This window comes from Stakelama flava, from assembly GCF_019351405.1.
Lineage (GTDB): Bacteria > Pseudomonadota > Alphaproteobacteria > Sphingomonadales > Sphingomonadaceae > Sphingomonas > Sphingomonas flava_A.
This window is the reverse complement of record NZ_JAHWZX010000005.1, coordinates 174,795-189,347: the sequence shown is the minus strand read 5'-3', so window position 1 is coordinate 189,347 and position 14,553 is coordinate 174,795. Positions and strand designations below refer to the sequence as shown.

15 protein-coding genes are annotated in these 14,553 nt (G+C 64.4%); 11 read left to right on the top strand and 4 right to left on the bottom strand.

Features of this window, described 5'->3' with window-relative positions; all coding sequences use genetic code 11:
* The first annotated feature begins 3 nt into the window (after window positions 1-3).
* The 4 genes from pabB to msrA all read left to right on the top strand — a co-directional run bounded on the left by pabB (window position 4) and on the right by msrA (window position 4,017).
* Window positions 4-1,773, top strand: coding sequence for an aminodeoxychorismate synthase component I (gene pabB, locus KY084_RS07660; RefSeq protein ID WP_219237858.1), 1,770 nt, complete (start codon window positions 4-6; stop codon window positions 1,771-1,773).
* A 41-nt stretch (window positions 1,774-1,814) separates the two neighbouring features.
* Complete coding sequence (locus tag KY084_RS07655; RefSeq protein WP_219237857.1) at window positions 1,815-3,014, top strand: pyridoxal phosphate-dependent aminotransferase; 1,200 nt, start codon at window positions 1,815-1,817, stop codon at window positions 3,012-3,014.
* A 138-nt stretch (window positions 3,015-3,152) separates the two neighbouring features.
* Window positions 3,153-3,302, top strand: a complete 150-nt coding sequence (locus tag KY084_RS07650) for a hypothetical protein (protein ID WP_219237926.1) — start codon at window positions 3,153-3,155, stop codon at window positions 3,300-3,302.
* Between the two features lie 49 nt (window positions 3,303-3,351).
* Entirely contained in the window at window positions 3,352-4,017 is a 666-nt protein-coding gene (gene msrA, locus KY084_RS07645) for a peptide-methionine (S)-S-oxide reductase MsrA (protein WP_219237856.1), read from the top strand.
* Window positions 4,018-4,023: 6 nt separating this feature from the next.
* On the opposite strand, the gene KY084_RS07640 is transcribed toward msrA, so the two are convergent.
* Both KY084_RS07640 and mgtE read right to left on the bottom strand, forming a co-directional pair.
* Window positions 4,024-4,425, bottom strand: coding sequence for a DUF1489 family protein (locus tag KY084_RS07640; RefSeq protein WP_219237855.1), 402 nt, complete (start codon window positions 4,423-4,425; stop codon window positions 4,024-4,026).
* A 49-nt stretch (window positions 4,426-4,474) separates the two neighbouring features.
* Entirely contained in the window at window positions 4,475-5,887 is a 1,413-nt protein-coding gene (mgtE, locus tag KY084_RS07635; RefSeq protein ID WP_219237854.1) for a magnesium transporter, read from the bottom strand.
* Window positions 5,888-6,063: 176 nt separating this feature from the next.
* Here mgtE and KY084_RS07630 point away from each other — a divergent pair, with 176 nt between their 5' ends.
* Window positions 6,064-6,519: a peptidylprolyl isomerase gene (locus KY084_RS07630; RefSeq protein WP_219237853.1), complete on the top strand. Its 456-nt coding sequence runs from the start codon at window positions 6,064-6,066 to the stop codon at window positions 6,517-6,519.
* Between the two features lie 32 nt (window positions 6,520-6,551).
* Here KY084_RS07630 and KY084_RS07625 read toward each other — a convergent pair whose 3' ends face one another.
* Window positions 6,552-7,439, bottom strand: a complete 888-nt coding sequence (locus tag KY084_RS07625) for a LysR substrate-binding domain-containing protein (RefSeq protein ID WP_219237852.1) — start codon at window positions 7,437-7,439, stop codon at window positions 6,552-6,554.
* A 303-nt stretch (window positions 7,440-7,742) separates the two neighbouring features.
* Here KY084_RS07625 and KY084_RS07620 point away from each other — a divergent pair, with 303 nt between their 5' ends.
* The gene (locus tag KY084_RS07620) at window positions 7,743-10,028 is read left to right on the top strand and encodes a CDC48 family AAA ATPase (protein ID WP_219237851.1); all 2,286 of its coding nucleotides are present in this window, start codon (window positions 7,743-7,745) and stop codon (window positions 10,026-10,028) included.
* Window positions 10,029-10,053: 25 nt separating this feature from the next.
* Here the strand turns inward: KY084_RS07620 and KY084_RS07615 are convergent, their stop codons facing one another.
* Complete coding sequence (locus KY084_RS07615) at window positions 10,054-10,377, bottom strand: antibiotic biosynthesis monooxygenase family protein (protein WP_219237850.1); 324 nt, start codon at window positions 10,375-10,377, stop codon at window positions 10,054-10,056.
* Window positions 10,378-10,523: 146 nt separating this feature from the next.
* On the opposite strand from KY084_RS07615, the gene KY084_RS07610 reads away from it, so the two are divergent.
* From KY084_RS07610 to msrB, 5 genes are all read left to right on the top strand, one after another.
* Window positions 10,524-11,138, top strand: coding sequence for a class I SAM-dependent methyltransferase (locus tag KY084_RS07610; protein ID WP_246586974.1), 615 nt, complete (start codon window positions 10,524-10,526; stop codon window positions 11,136-11,138).
* Between the two features lie 90 nt (window positions 11,139-11,228).
* Complete coding sequence (locus tag KY084_RS07605; RefSeq protein ID WP_219237849.1) at window positions 11,229-12,299, top strand: type III polyketide synthase; 1,071 nt, start codon at window positions 11,229-11,231, stop codon at window positions 12,297-12,299.
* Window positions 12,296-12,988 carry a methyltransferase domain-containing protein gene (locus KY084_RS07600; RefSeq protein ID WP_219237848.1) on the top strand — a complete coding sequence of 231 codons (693 nt, stop codon included), beginning with the start codon at window positions 12,296-12,298 and terminating at the stop codon, window positions 12,986-12,988. Before KY084_RS07605 ends, KY084_RS07600 begins: the two co-directional genes overlap by 4 nt.
* On the top strand, window positions 12,967-14,055 hold the full coding sequence (locus KY084_RS07595) for an NAD(P)/FAD-dependent oxidoreductase (RefSeq protein ID WP_219237847.1): 1,089 nt from the start codon (window positions 12,967-12,969) through the stop codon (window positions 14,053-14,055). Before KY084_RS07600 ends, KY084_RS07595 begins: the two co-directional genes overlap by 22 nt.
* A 43-nt stretch (window positions 14,056-14,098) precedes the next feature.
* Window positions 14,099-14,515 carry a peptide-methionine (R)-S-oxide reductase MsrB gene (msrB, locus tag KY084_RS07590; RefSeq protein WP_219237846.1) on the top strand — a complete coding sequence of 139 codons (417 nt, stop codon included), beginning with the start codon at window positions 14,099-14,101 and terminating at the stop codon, window positions 14,513-14,515.
* Window positions 14,516-14,553 lie beyond the last annotated feature (38 nt).

Here is a 14,553-nt window from a genome sequence, read left to right as displayed (position 1 = left end):
GCAATGACGCTTACCGATGCCCCCCCCTACGTGCTTCTGGACGACGCCCGGCCCGGCGGCGGTCCGGCGCGGCTGTATGCCGATCTGGTTCAGGTGGTGACCACCCACCGGGTCGATGGGGTGCGCGACGCGCTGGCCAAGTTGCGCCGCGGGCTGGCGGGCGGGCTGCACGCCGCGGGTTTCCTCAGCTACGAAGCGGGGGCGGCATTCGAAGCGCGCGCACCGATGACACGGCATGATAGTACCCCGCTGCTGTGGTTCGGCTTGTTCGAGCGCTGGCGCGAAATCGACTCGATCGCTGCGCTGCTGCCTGATCCGCGCGGCGCATGGATCGGCGCGGCACGGCCCGAAATCGACTTCGCGGCATATTGCGAAAGGGCCGAGCAGGTCGCCCAATGGATCGCGGCGGGCGATATCTATCAGGCGAACCTGACCTTTCGCGCGAACGTTTCCGCAATGGGCGATCCGCTCGCGCTGTACGCCGCGCTGCGCGATCGGGCGCAGGCGGGATATGGCGCGGTGATCGAAACCGGTGAGGCGACGATCGTGTCGTTGTCGCCCGAACTGTTCTTCGCGCTGAATGGCCGGCGGCTGGCCGCACGGCCGATGAAAGGAACCGCGCCGCGCGGCGTGACCCCAAAGGAGGATGAAAGACTGGCGCGCGCGCTTGCCGCCGACCCCAAACAGCGCGCCGAAAACCTGATGATCCTCGATCTGATGCGCAACGATCTCGGCCGGATCGCCATGCCGGGAAGCGTGCGCGTGCCCGAACGGTTCGCGGTCGAAACCTATCCCACGGTGCATCAGATGGTGTCGGGGGTCACCGCGACGCTGGCCCCCGAACAGGACGCGATCGATGCGCTGGCCGCGCTGTTCCCGTGCGGATCGATCACCGGCGCGCCCAAGATTCGCGCGATGCAGGTGATCGAGGAAGTGGAATGCGAAAGCGCGCGCGGCCCGTATACCGGCGCGATCGGGCGCATTGATGCCGGAGGCGATGCCTGTTTCTCGGTCGCGATCCGCACCTTGTGGCGTCAGGGGGCCAGCCCCTTTTCCATCGGGCTGGGATCGGGCTATGTGGCGGATTCACTTCCCGCGCCCGAATGGCGCGAATGTCTGGCCAAGGGGGCGTTCCTGACCAAGGGACAGCGCAGCTTCGATCTGATGGAGACGATGGCGTTCGATCCGCAAAAGGGGGTCGCGCTTCTCGAACGGCATCTGGCACGGTTGAAGAACAGCGCGGGCGCGTTCGATTTCGCGTTCGACCGGCATGTCATCTGCAACGAATTGCAGGCGGCGACCTTTCGCCAGCGCGAACCGGCGCGAATTCGCCTGTTGCTGTCGCCATCGGGAAATATCGCGATGCAAATCGATCCCATGCCCGCAATGCCGCGGCTTCCGGTATCGGTCGCGCTGGCGCCGTTGCCGGTTTCAAAGGATGATTTCCGGCTTCGCCACAAAACCACCGACCGCGCCTTTTACGATGCGGCGCGCATTCGCGGGGGCGCGTTCGAAACGCTGTTCCTGCTGCCCGACGGTACGGTGAGCGAGGGTAGCTTCACCTCGCTTTTCGTGCCGCGCGGCGATCGGCTGGTCACCCCGCCGGTGAAAAGCGCGCTTCCCGGCGTGCTTCGCACCGAACTGATCGAAAGCGGGCGTGCGGTCGAAGCGGCGGTGCATCCCGAAGACCTTGCGCACGAATTTTTCATCGGCAACGCGCTTCGCGGCCTAATTCGTGCGCAACTGGTTGCGGATACGCAAGCAGCGGTCTAAAGCGCCCGCGCCTTTCCTACCCTTGAACCCAGGCAGACCCGATGCATACCTCCGCCGCGCTCGACCGTATCCAGCCTTCCGCGACGCTTGCGATGACCGCACGCGCCGCCGAACTTCGCGCCGAGGGGGTCGATGTCATCGGCCTGGGCGCAGGCGAGCCAGATTTCGATACCCCCGATTTCGTTAAGGAAGCGGCCATCGAGGCGATCCGCGCAGGCAAGACCAAATATACCGCCGTTGACGGCACGCCCGAACTGAAGGCCGCGATCCGCGCCAAGTTCAAGCGCGACAATGGCCTGGAATATGCCACCAACCAGATCACGACCAATGTCGGCGGCAAACACACGCTGTTCAACGCGATGGTCGCCACGCTGAACCCCGGCGACGAAGTCATCGTTCCCGCCCCCTATTGGGTGAGCTATCCCGATGTTGTGCAGTTTTGCGGTGGCAAGCCGGTGGTGGTGAAGGCAGGTCCGGAGCAGCAATACAAGCTGAAGCCGGAACAACTCGACGCGGCGATCACGCCCAAAACCAAGTGGCTGATACTTAATTCGCCGTCCAATCCGACCGGCGCCGCGTACAGCGCCGGTGAGCTGAAAGCGCTGGGCGAAGTCCTCGAACGCCATCCGCATGTCTGGGTGTTCGCCGACGATATGTACGAACACATCGTTTATGACGGGTTCGAATTCGCGACGATCGCGCAGGTTTGCCCGTCGCTGTTCGAACGCACGCTGACGGTGAACGGCTGTTCGAAAGCCTATGCGATGACCGGCTGGCGAATCGGCTTTGCCGGCGGCCCGGCCTGGCTGATCAAGGCGATGGCGAAGCTGCAGTCGCAATCGACCTCCAACCCCTGTTCGGTGGCGCAGGCCGCTGCGGTGGCGGCGCTGACCGGCGACCAGAGCTTCCTGAAAAGCCGTGCCGCCGCGTTCCAGAAACGCCGTGATCTGGTGGTCGGCCGACTGAACGCGATTTCCGGTATCACCTGCCCGACTCCCGAAGGCGCATTTTACGTATATCCCGCCTTTCCGGAGCTTATCGGAAAGAAGACGCCCAAGGGAGCGGTGATCGACAGTGATGCGGCGATGGTCGGCTATCTGCTCGACGAAGCGCGGGTGGCTGCGGTGCACGGCGACGCCTTCGGCCTGTCGCCAGCAATGCGGATCAGCTATGCGACGTCGGAAACTTTGCTCACCGAAGCATGCGACCGTATTGAAAAGGCGTGCGGCGCGCTTTCCTGAACCTGTCGCTCAGCCCCGGTTAAGCTGCTCTTCCCTATAAGAAACGCACATCGACCGGCCCAGTCGGCCGGTCGCGATCATTTCCCGTGTCGCGCCATGGAAAGCGATACGCGGATAGAGCGTTCAAGGATTGTCATCGTGACCCGCAAGCCAACCGACCGGCAGATTTTTCGATATTTTCTGAGCGGCTTTGCGCTCGGCGCAGTCGGCCTGATCGGGCTGCAGACCGTCCATGCCGAACCCGTGCAGCCGCCCGTGGCACCCGCGGTGCAGGCCGTCTCGCGCTGACGCCGCAGTGCCCGTAGGGGCGTCCGCACATCTCAGGAAAGGCGAGCCTATGACCCGATTTCTTCTTCCTCTTGCGGGTGCCGGCGCGCTCGGCATCGCTCTGCTCGCCACCACGATTCCCGGTTATGCCGAAAAGGCGGTCGCCATTCCGGCCGCGAGCTATCACATGAACCAGCCGCACGGAATGCAGACCGCCGTGCTCGCCGGTGGCTGCTTCTGGGGCATGGAAGCGGTGTTCGAACAGGTAAAGGGCGTGCGATCGGTGGTCGACGGCTATGCCGGTGGCACCCGCGCGACCGCAACCTATGCGCAGGTCAGCACCGAACGCACCGGCCATGCCGAAGCGGTGAAAATCACCTATGATCCCGCGCAGGTCAGCTATGCCACGCTGCTTCGTGTCTATTTTTCCGTCGCGCACGATCCGACGCAGAAGGACCGGCAATATCCCGATCGCGGTCCAAGCTATCGCAGCGCCATCTTTCCGCAAAACCAGGCGCAGAAGCAGGTGGCGGCCCGCTATATCCGCCAATTGGGTGCAGCGCATGTCTATGACAAGCCGATCGTCACGCGGATCGAAAGGGGGCAATTCTATCCCGCCGAGGCATATCATCAGGATTTCTATCGCCGAAATCCGAACCACCCCTATATCGTGCGCTGGGACAAGCCGAAGATGGCGGCATTTCGCAAGGCGTTCCCAGCCCTCGCCAAGGGTTGAGGCGGATCAGATCAGTGCGAGCGCGCTGAGTTCGCCGATCATGTCGGGCGGCATCGCGGCGATATCGGCGCCCGCCTTGTCCAGATCGGGCGGCGCGTCGGCGTCCTCCAGATAGCGCCAGCCCTGATGCGCGCGCTTGGGCTGTCCCTGCACCAGCACAAGTTCGGGCCGCAAATGGATGGCGACGCGGCCACCCTCCGCCTCTCCGAACCCGATCAGCGGCGAACGCGCGACAAGCTGATGCCTAATGATCCAGTAGAGCGACCCGCCGGACATTTCTTCATGGCGCTTTGGCAGGTAGCGCGTGGTGAGCACCAGCGCGCCCTGCGCCTTTCTGAGGTCGATACGGTCTTTCAGGTCGGGCAGGCTGTCATGGCCATAGGCGACCTTGGTCATGTTGAGCGCCATTGCATGCCTTATCTGGGCAGCGGGCGCTTTGTCATCAAGGGCGCGGCCCCTACCCCGCCACGCCGGACAGCGCGGCAAGACCAAGGAACGAGAAAAATCCCATGACGTCGGTCAGCGTGGTGACGAATACCGCCGAACTGACCGCCGGATCGATGCGCAACCGGTCGAGCGTGATCGGCACCACCACCCCGCCCAGTCCGGCGGCAAGATTGTTGATGACCATCGCCGCCGCGAAAACGATCGAAAGCGGGCCGTTGCCGTAGATCAGATAAGACCCGATACCGGCGACCGCGCCAAGCGCGGTGCCGTTGGCCGCGGCGATGCGCAATTCGCGCAACACCATCCACCAGGTATTCGAATCGGTAATCTGATTGGTGGCGAGCGCGCGCACCACCACGGCCAGCGTCTGGGTGCCAGCATTGCCGCCCATGCCCGATACGATCGGCATCAGCACGGCGAGCAGCGCAAAGGCGGCAATTTCGGATTGGAACAGCCCCACCACCGACGCGGCGATGATCGCGGTACCCATATTGACGATCAGCCACGATAAGCGCGTTCGCACGGCGAGCCGGACGGGTTCATTGATATCGCCTTCGCCCGCGCCCGACAGGCGGAGAATATCCTCCCCGGCCTCTTCGGAAATGATGTGGACGATATCGTCCACCGTGACCTGGCCGACCAGCCGCCCGCCCGAATCGACCACGGCGGCGGAAATCAGCGCATATTTCTGAAATCGCAGCGCGACCTCTTCCTGATCCATGTCGACCGGGATCAGCGTCTGTTCGCGCTTCATCACGTCGGTCATCGACACGATGCGCGGGGTGCGCAGAATCCACGAAAGCTGGCACGTCCCGACCGGGCGATGGCCCGGATCGACAACGAATATCTCCCAGAAATCGCTCGACAGTTCGTCGCTGCCGCGCAGGTAATCGAGCACGTCGCCCACGGTCCAGTGTTCGGGCACCGCGATCAGTTCGCGCTGCATCAACCGGCCGGCCGATTCCTCGGGGTAGCTCAGCGCTTCGACGATCGCGGCGCGATCATCGGGCGACAGCGCGTTGAGGACGGCCTGCTGGTCCGCCTCCTCCATATCCTCGATAATGGCGACGGCGTCGTCGGTATCGAGTTCGGCGGCCATTCCGGCAAGCTGGCGCGGATCGAGCGCATCGATCAGTTCGTCGCGCACCCAGTCGTTCATTTCCGACAGCACTTCGCCGTCGATCAGCGATCCGATCGATTCGACCAGATCCGGGCGCTGCTCGGCGGGCGTCAATTCGATCAGGTCGGCGATGTCGGCGGGATGCAGCGGTTCGACGCGCTCATAGGCGGTTTCGGCGTCGCCCGCCTCCACCGCGTCGAGCACGGCGCGAACGAATTCGGGTTTCAGCCGGTCGCCTTCGTCCAGTTCGCCGGACGTGCGGTCCTTCTCCTCGATCGAAGGGGAGAGATCGGTCTCGCTCATGCCTTCGACCTCCCTTGCGTCGGCTACCTGTCGCAGCGTGTAGCGATCCGGACGCGCCGTGCCAATCGTCGAGTTGGCCCGCGCGCGGGGCCGGCCGGCGCAGCCGCCATTGCATTCGCCCGCCGCCCTGTTTACCGGCGAGCGCCTCTTTCACGCACCGGAGCACAAGCCAGACCATGTCCGAAACGCCCAGCTCGATCGTCATGACCCTCGATTCGGGTGACGTCCGCATCCAGCTTCGCCCCGACCTCGCCCCCAAGCATGTCGAGCGGATCGCTTCGCTGGCAGACAAGGGCTTTTACGACGACGTCGTCTTTCACCGCGTGATCGACGGCTTCATGGCGCAGGGCGGCGATCCGACCGGCACCGGCACCGGCGGGTCGAACGAACCCAATCTTTCCGCCGAGTTCAGTCGCGAACCGCATGTCCGCGGCGTGTGTTCGATGGCGCGCACGATGGACCCGGACAGCGCGAACAGCCAGTTCTTCATCTGTCTCGACGACGCCACCTTTCTTGACGGGCAATATACCGTGTGGGGCGTGGTGACCGAGGGCATGGAGCATGTCGACGCGCTGCCCAAGGGCGAACCGCCGCGCCATCCGGGCAAGATTCACAAGATGCGCACCGCCTGAACCCCATCACCTGAAGGCTTCGGCGCGGACGTTCACTCGCTCGCGTCGAAGCTTTTCAGTAACCAGTCATGGAACAGTTTGACCGGCCGCTGTTCCAGCGCACGCGGTCGGCAAACGAACCAGTAGCTATATTCGCTTTCCACGCTGAGATCGAACAGCGGCACGATGCGATCGTCGCGCGCGTCGCGGAAATGCGCCTCCAGCATGAACGCCACGCCCAGCCCCTGCGCCGCCGCCTCCAGCATCAGCGCGCCCGAATCATAATGATCGATCGCGGCGGGTTCGACTTCCTCGCACCCCGCGGCACGGCGCCAGTGCACGAAACTTTCGGGCATGTCGCGATGGACCAGCGCGGTGACCCCCGAAAGCTGGCGCGGTTCGGTGATTCCATCTGGCCCCTCGGCCAGCGAACGCGCGGCGATGGCATGCACCCGGTTGCGGTCCAGCCGGCGCGAATACAGCGTCGATTCGATGCTTTCGGCCAGGATGATCGCCGCGTCCAGCCCGTCGCCAAGTCGCGGCAGCGCATGCCCCGCCGTATCGATATCAAGATGCAGTTCCGGGTGACGGAGGCGAAGGTCGGGCAAACGGTGCAGCAATTGCTGCTTGGCGAACAGCGGCAGCACGCCCAGCCGCATGCGCAGCAGGTCGATCCCGCTCGTCATCTCCTCAACCGCATCGGACATGGTGTCGAGCGCGGGCGCGATCCGTGCGAGCAACCGATCCCCGTCGCCGTTGAGGCGAAGCGCCTGGTGCCGCCGTTCGAACAGCGACTTTCCGATAAAGCGTTCAAGCGCCTGCACGCGCCGGCTGAGCGCGGGCGACGACAGCGCCAGTTCGTCGGCAGCCGCCTTTATCGAACCAAGCCGGGCGACATGGACGAATGCCTCGATCGCGGTGAGGGGCGGCAGTCTTCGCATGTGCAATATGTGCGCGCCGCACATGCGCGATTGCAAGCTGGGAAATGAAAAAAGCGTTTTCCGGGGCCGAAGGAACGGTGGATTGCATTTGATGCAATCCGGCTGGCGCTTTTCGCACTTGCACAAAACCATGTTGCAGCGCACATAGAACAGGCCTTTCAGGCATCCTCTCCTAAGACTTTCAGGGTCGGTTTCTTCGGGAACCGGCCCTTTTTTTGTCCGCGCTCCATCTCGTATGCACACGAGCGCGTTCCTATGTGCCGCGTCCAACACGCGAACGATGCGGCAAGGAGGTTCCGGCGTATGGCCGATGACGAGCGCAATCCTGTCAAATTGCAGGTAGCCAATTCCCGGTCGGAGGATAGCGGGCGCGGGCTCGCGCACCTGCCCCGCACGGTCATGGCGCAGATGGGCCTTGCCGAGGGGGATGCGGTGGAGATCGTGGGCAAACGCGCCACGCCGGCAATCGCGGTATATCCCTATGCCGAGGATGAGGGGCTGGAAATCCTGCGCATCGATGGCTTGCAACGCGCCAATGCCGGGGTGGGATCGGGCGAATATGTCGAAATCCGCGCCGCCGATCCGAAACCCGCCAGCCGCGTCGTGTTCGCACCTGCGCAGAAGAATTTGCGGCTGCAAGGGTCGGCGCAGGCATTGAAGCGCACCTTTGCGGGGCGGCCGCTGTGTCAGGGCGATACCGTTGCCACGGTCGCGCAGCAGCGGGTCGCCGACATCCCGCCACAGGTTGCCCGCCACCTTCGCGCGCCCGCCTATGCGCTTCAGGAAATCCGGCTTCAGGTGCTGACCACCAGTCCCAAGGGCGTGGTGCATATCGACGCCGAAACCGAAATCGAACTGCGCGCGGATTACGAAGAGCCGCATGAGAGCCGCCGCGCCGACGTCACCTATGACGATATCGGCGGGGTGGCGGGAACGATCGACCAGCTTCGCGAAATGGTCGAACTGCCGCTTCGCTATCCCGAACTGTTCCAGCGGCTGGGCGTCGATCCGCCCAAGGGCGTGCTGCTGCACGGCCCGCCGGGAACCGGCAAGACGCGGCTGGCGCGCGCGGTGGCGAACGAAAGCGATGCCGATTTCTTCCTGATCAACGGGCCGGAGATCATGGGATCGGCCTATGGCGAATCGGAAAAGCGGCTGCGCGAGGTGTTCGAAGAGGCCGACAAGGCCGCGCCATCGATTATCTTTATCGACGAGATCGATTCGATCGCGCCCAAGCGCGCCAATGTTTCGGGCGAGGCGGAAAAACGTCTCGTCGCGCAGCTTCTGACGCTGATGGACGGGCTGGAGGCGCGATCGAACGTGATCGTCATCGCCGCGACCAACCGGCCGGAAGCGATCGACGAAGCGTTGCGCCGTCCCGGCCGCTTCGACCGCGAAATCGTCGTCGGCGTTCCCGACGAGCGCGGCCGGCGCGAGATACTGGGCATCCATACGCGTGGCATGCCGATCGACGAGGATGTCGACCTCGATGAACTGGCGCGCACCACCTATGGCTTTGTCGGCGCCGACATCGCCGCGCTGGCACGCGAGGCGGCGATCGAGGCGGTACGCCGCGTAATGCCGAAGCTGAACCTGTCCGAACAGACGATCCCGCCCGAGGTGCTGGAAACGCTGTCGGTCGGGCGCAGCGACTTTCTGGAGGCGATGAAGCGCATCCAGCCGAGCGCGATGCGCGAGGTGATGGTGCAATTGCCGCAGGTGCGCTGGAGCGATGTCGGCGGGCTGGACGAAGCGCAGGAGCGGATGAAGGAAGGGGTCGAGCTGCCGCTTAAAAACCCCGACGCCTTCCGCCGCATGGGCATTCGCCCGACCAAGGGCTTTTTGCTCTATGGCCCGCCCGGAACGGGCAAGACGCTGCTCGCCAAGGCGGTCGCGCGTGAGGCGAGCGCCAATTTCATCGCGACGAAATCGTCCGACCTGCTGAGCAAATGGTATGGCGAGAGCGAGGCGCAGATTACCCGGCTGTTCGCCCGTGCGCGGCAGGTGGCGCCCTGCGTGATCTTTATCGACGAACTCGATTCGCTGGTGCCCGCGCGCGGCGGCGGCATGGGCGAACCGCAGGTGACCGAACGGGTGGTGAACACCATCCTTGCCGAAATGGATGGGCTTGAGGAACTGCAGTCGGTCGTCGTGATCGGCGCGACCAACCGCCCGAACCTGATCGATCCGGCGCTGCTTCGCCCCGGCCGGTTCGACGAACTGGTCTATGTCGGCGTGCCGGGGCGGGAAGGGCGCGAACGCATCCTGACCATTCAGACGGGCAGGATGCCGTTGGCCGACGATGTCGACCTCGGCGCGCTTGCGGCACAAACCGAACGGTTCAGCGGCGCCGATCTGGAGGATCTGGTGCGCCGGGCAGGGCTTGCCGCGCTTCGCGAATCGCTGACCAATGAAACGGTCACCATGGCGCATTTCGAAACCGCGCTTACCGATTCACGCGCTTCGGTCACGCCAGAGATGGAGCGCGAATATGAAGCGATGTCGCGCAGGTTGAAGCAGGAAGCGGTATCGATTCAGCCGATCGGCTTCATCAGCCCGGACATGCTCGAACGCCGCGAAAGCGATTAAGCCCTGTCGTCAGACCGCACCGGAATTATCCGCGCCGCCAGTCATAGGCGCGGATAATCCGCGCGACCGTGATCGAATAGCTGTCATACCAGCGACCACGCCCGGATTGTCGGATGCGGATATGGTCGGGATTATCGCGCCATGCCCGCGCCGCCGCTTCGTCGGCCCAATAGCTGACGGTGATGCCCGCCCCATCGGGCGCGCGCACGCTGTCGATTCGGATATATCCCGGCTGACATGCTGCCAGCCGATCCATGTCCGCCGCCGCTCGGGAATAGGCGACATCGTCGCCCGGCCTTCGCTGCGAAACGAAAATCACCGCAACCTGTTCTGCGCATTGATCGGCCATGGCGCTTTCCTGTAAAGGGCGCGCATGCAACCGCAAGGCGCCCGGTGAGTTGAACCGATCGTTCGGCCGCACCTTGATTGTTGGGAACAGTTTTGCGACGACGACATCCTCTTTTGCGCCTTTGCGCGCGCTGACACGGGAAATCCATGACCGCTTCTTCCACCGCCGCCGCCCGCAAGGGCGCCCGGAAAGGCCGCGCCGCTTCGCCGATCGCCATGTTCTTCCGGGGCTTTATCAAGCATCCGGTGATGGTTGGATCGATCATCCCCTCGTCGGGACGCCTGATCCGCAAGATGCTGGGCCCCGTCGATTGGGGTCAGTGCAAATTGTTCGTCGAATACGGCCCCGGCGTCGGCACCTTCTGCCAGGCGGTGCTCGACCGGATGGGTCCCGATGCCCAGTATATCGCGATCGACACCAATGAGGATTTCGTCGCCTATCTTCGTGAAACGATTCGCGACCCGCGCTTTTCGGCGATCTGCGGATCGGCGGCGGATGTAGAGGCGATCGTCGCCGATCACGGCCATGACGGGGCCGATTACGTCCTGTCAGGGCTGCCCTTTTCCACCCTGCCCACCGGTGTCGGCGATACCATCGCAAAGGCGACGGCAAAGGTGATCCGGCCGGGCGGCGCATTTCTGGTCTATCAGTTCTCGCCCAAGGTGAAGGACTTTCTCAGCCCTGAATTCGCCAATATCGATCACGATATGGAATGGTGGAACGTGCCGCCGGCGCAACTCTACTGGGCGCGCAACGGCTGAGTCCCGGCGACAGGGTGCAACCATGACGATGGTTCGCGCGTAGGGTTGCCGGTACCTCCCGACTGATCGGCGGGACCGACGGGACCCTGCATGAATCAACCGACAGCCTATCTAAACCATGTCGGGACCTCGGTTCCGGCGCATGACATCCATGACGCTTTTATCGGCTGGGCGCGCGAACGACTGAACGATTTGCGCGAACAGCGCCTGTTCGACCGGATGGCGGCGCGCAGCGGCATCCGCCACCGCTGGTCGGTATTGCCCGCCGCCGATGCGGGCGGATCGCCATTGGAACCGGGAGGTTTCTATGCGGGCGGCCATATGCCGGGAACGGGGGAACGGATGCGCCTGTATGCCCGGCTTGCCCCCGATCTGGCGATCACTGCGATCGAAAGCCTTGCCGGGCAGGTTGCGGTCGAAGGGATCACCCATCTGGTTGTCGCGAGCTGTACCGGCTTCGTCGCGCCGGGGGTGGATCAGGTCATCGCACGGCGGCTGAACCTGTCGCCCTCGGTCGAACGCCTGCTCGTCGGGTTCATGGGCTGCTATGCCGCAGTCGCCGCATTACGCAGCGCGCGGCATATCGTGCGTTCCCGGCCCGATGCGCGCGTGCTGGTGGTTTGCGTCGAACTGTCGAGCCTGCATCTGCAACCCGCCGGCAATGCCGAATCGCTTCTTGCCATGCTGCAATTCGGCGATGGCGCAGCCGCCGCGCTGGTCAGCGGCGAACCTGAAGGCTTCGCCATCGAAACGCCGTTTGCCACCACCCTCCCGCAATCCGACGCGCTGATCCGGTGGGACATAACCGATACCGGATTCGCCATGCATCTGTCGGGTGAGGTGCCGGGACGGATTGCCGAGGCGCTTGCCGACCCGCAGATCGCAGCGGGCGCGCTGGGTAAGCGGCGGGCTGGGGATATCGATGCCTGGGCGATCCATCCGGGAGGCCGGTCGATTCTCGACGCGGTCGAACGCGCCTTTTCGCTCTCCCCCGAAGCGCTCGCCCCATCGCGGCAAGTGCTTCAGGATAAAGGCAATATGTCCTCGGCAACGCTGATGTTCGTGCTTGAATCGATGCTGGGGCAATCAATCGAATCGGGGCTCGCGCTTGCGTTCGGCCCCGGCCTTGCCGCCGAAGGTTTCGCATTTCGAAGCGCATGAAAAGCCTTGCCTCCCGCATGATCGCCGAAGAGGCGATGGATTCGCCCGATCTCGACCCCGCGATATATGATGCGGTGCTCCACGATCTGGGGCGGGTAAACCGGGTCACGCTCGCGGCGCGGCCGACGCTCGCGTTTCTGAAACGCGCGGCAGCGAGCGCGCAATCGCTGAAGATACTCGATGTCGGCTATGGCGATGGCGGGATGCTGCGCGCCATCGCGCGCCGGGCGGCGGCGCGCGGCATTGCGGCGGCGTGCACGGGAATCGACCTCAACCCGCACAGCGCGGCGACCGCGCGGGCGCTCACCCCGAGCGACCTTGAAATCGACTATCGCACTGGCGATTATGCCGCGCTTGCCGGTCAGGGCTGGGACGTCATCGTCAGCAGCTTGGTCGTGCATCACATGTCGCATGGCGAGCTGATCGCGTTCCTGAGGTTCATGGAGGCAGAGGCGGCGCGCGGCTGGTTCGTGAACGATCTGCATCGCCACCGTTTGGCGCATATCGGGTATCCGCTGCTCGCGCGGCTGATGCGCTGGCACCCGATCGTTCGCGCGGACGGGCGATTGTCGATCGCGCGCAGCTATCGGCCCGGCGAATGGCCCGCCATTCTTGAAGCGGCGGGCGCGGAACATGCGCGCGTCTATCGCGCCTTCCCCTTTCGGTTATGCGTCGAACGGCTCCGCTGATCCTGGGCGGTGGTCCGGCGGGGGCGGCCGCCGCGCTGCGTCTGGCCGCCGCGGGAGAGCGCCCCGTGGTGCTGGAGCGCAGCCGGGAGCCGGTCGATTCGCTGTGCGGCGGTTTTGTAAGCTGGCGGACGCTCGACAAGCTGAAACGTATCGGAATCGATACCACCCGTCTGGGAAGCAGCGACATTCATCGCGTCCGCCTGTTCCACCGCGCTTCGCAGGTGGAGGCGGCGCTGCCGCGTCCGGCGAAGGCGGTGTCGCGACGCCTGTTCGATACGGTGTTGCTGGGCGCGGCCGAGCAGGCGGGCGCTGGGGTGGAGCGCGGCGTCACCGTCCGTTCGATCGCCAAGCGACGGCTACACCTTGCCGATGGAGGCGTGCTTTGCCCCGACACGCTGTTTCTCGCCAGCGGCAAACACGATGTGCGCGGCACATCGCGGCCCGCCGATGCGCGCGGGACCGATCCGACGATCGGGCTGCGCACGCGGTTCGGCCCCGCCCCCGGCCTTGCCCGGTTGATCGGCGATGCGATCGAGCTTCATCTGTTCGACCGGGGCTATGCCGGACTGGTGCTTCAGGAAGATGGCAGCGCCAATCTGTGCCTTGCCGTGCGCCGTTCGCGGTTGACCGCTGCCGGGACGCCGCAGGCATTGTTCAACGACATCGCGGACGAATGTCCGGCGCTTGCCGAAAGAATGGCGTGGCGCGATTCGTCGTCGCCGCAGGACGCGGTGGCCAATGTTCCCTATGGATGGCGGTGCGGGGAAACCGGACCGGGCTTGTTCCGGCTGGGCGATCAGGCGGGCGTGATTCCATCGCTCGCCGGGGAAGGGATCGGCATCGCCATTGCCAGTGGCATCGCCGCATCCGATGCGTGGCGGCATGGTGGTGCGGATGCAGCGGCGGGATATCAGCGCGCCTTTTCACGCGCCCTCGCGCTGCCGATGGGGATAGCCGGCCTGTTATGGCGCATGGGGGAAAATCGCCGCGCCGCTCCGGTCCTGCTTGCCGCCGCCGCGCTGCCCGGTGCGCTGGCTTCAGCGGGTCGATTAACCCGGATCAAATAAAGAACGATTGACGCGCGGCGGTGAAGACCACACATCTTTGGCCATGAAGCAGATGACCCTTTCCGAATCGGAATGGCGCAAGCGCCTGACCCCCGCACAATATGTGGTTCTTCGCGAAGCGGGCACCGAACCGGCCTTTTCGGGGCGCTATGACCATAACAAGGCGGACGGCGTCTATAACTGTGCGGGATGCGGCACCGTCCTGTTCGACAGTGCCGACAAATATGATTCGGGATCGGGATGGCCCAGCTTCACCGCGCCGATCGAAAAGAGCCACGTCAGCGAACATGGCGATTCAAGCCATGGGATGCAGCGTGTCGAGGCGCGCTGCGCGGCGTGCGACGGGCATTTGGGCCATGTATTTCCCGATGGCCCGCCGCCGACGGGGCTTCGCTATTGCATCAATTCGGTGGCGCTGGATTTTCGTCCCCGTCGCGAGGAAGCGCCGTCCGCCGCATAGCGCTTGTCGCGCCGCGCGATAACGCGTAACCGGACGGT